Origin of the sequence: Kitasatospora phosalacinea (assembly GCF_030268885.1) — a bacterium.
Taxonomy (GTDB): domain Bacteria; phylum Actinomycetota; class Actinomycetes; order Streptomycetales; family Streptomycetaceae; genus Kitasatospora; species Kitasatospora phosalacinea_C.
Map to the genome: position 1 here is coordinate 1 of NZ_BSSA01000084.1, position 1,197 is coordinate 1,197.

Consider the following 1,197-nt stretch of genomic DNA (forward strand, 5'->3'; position numbering starts at 1 on the left):
CGTTGGCGCTTCAAAGCGGGTACGGGAATATCAACCCGTTGTCCATCGACTACGCCTGTCGGCCTCGCCTTAGGTCCCGACTTACCCTGGGCAGATCAGCTTGACCCAGGAACCCTTGGTCAATCGGCGCAAGAGTTTCCCACTCTTGTATCGCTACTCATGCCTGCATTCTCACTCGTGAACCGTCCACAACTCGATTCCTCGGCTGCTTCACCCGGCACACGACGCTCCCCTACCCATCACAGCCTCCGTTGGGAGTATTGCTGCAATGACACGACTTCGGTGGTGTGCTTGAGCCCCGCTACATTGTCGGCGCGGAATCACTTGACCAGTGAGCTATTACGCACTCTTTCAAGGGTGGCTGCTTCTAAGCCAACCTCCTGGTTGTCTCTGCGACTCCACATCCTTTCCCACTTAGCACACGCTTAGGGACCTTAGTCGGTGTTCTGGGCTGTTTCCCTCTCGACCATGGAGCTTATCCCCCACAGTCTCACTGCCGCGCTCTCACTTACCGGCATTCGGAGTTTGGCTAAGGTCAGTAACCCGGTAAGGCCCATCGCCTATCCAGTGCTCTACCTCCGGCAAGAAACACGCGACGCTGCACCTAAATGCATTTCGGGGAGAACCAGCTATCACGGAGTTTGATTGGCCTTTCACCCCTAACCACAGGTCATCCCCCAGGTTTTCAACCCTGGTGGGTTCGGTCCTCCACACGGTCTTACCCGCGCTTCAACCTGCCCATGGCTAGATCACTCCGCTTCGGGTCTTGGGCATGCAACTCAGACGCCCTATTCGGACTCGCTTTCGCTACGGCTACCCCACACGGGTTAACCTCGCTACACACCGCAAACTCGCAGGCTCATTCTTCAAAAGGCACGCAGTCACAGCCCGAAGGCTGCCCCCACGGCTTGTAGGCACACGGTTTCAGGTACTATTTCACTCCGCTCCCGCGGTACTTTTCACCATTCCCTCACGGTACTATCCGCTATCGGTCACCAGGGAATATTTAGGCTTAGCGGGTGGTCCCGCCAGATTCACACGGGATTTCTCGGGCCCCGTGCTACTTGGGAGAAGCTCAAGCGAGCCGTACAGGTTTCGTCTACGGGGGTCTTACCCTCTACGCCGGACCTTTCGCATGTCCTTCGACTACCCATACGGTTTCTGACTCGCCCAGCCGCCGGCAGACGACTGAAGAAC

General features: G+C 57.1%; 1 rRNA gene. It reads right to left on the minus strand.

What is annotated here, in order from left to right:
• Positions 1 to 1,197 (minus strand): 23S ribosomal RNA (locus QSK52_RS39025); the annotation flags it as partial.